General features: G+C 64.8%; 1 pseudogene. It reads left to right on the top strand.

Annotated features, from left to right (window positions below):
- Positions 1-233, top strand: a pseudogene (locus tag ACLJNW_RS28775) (hypothetical protein); the annotation flags it as partial.

Below are 233 nucleotides of genomic sequence, written 5' to 3'. Positions count from 1 at the left end.
ATCTCTACCTGGAGGTCCTGCCGATCACCGGCAGCGAAGAGGCGCCGCGGATCGGCGGCGACGGCGAGGCAATCGAATACCTGCTGAAGATGCGCCAGTTCCCGCAGGACAACCTGCTGGCGGCAATCCAGGGCCGCGGCGAACTGTCCAACCAGCATATTGACGAACTGGCCGAGCAGATCGCGCACTTCCACCAGAACACTCCGAAGGTGCCGCTGGAGCACCCGCTGGGC

Source organism: Salmonella sp. SAL4457 (assembly GCF_046548235.1).
Taxonomy (GTDB): domain Bacteria; phylum Pseudomonadota; class Gammaproteobacteria; order Enterobacterales; family Enterobacteriaceae; genus Salmonella; species Salmonella enterica.
This window is presented reverse-complemented; position numbering and strand designations above follow the sequence as displayed.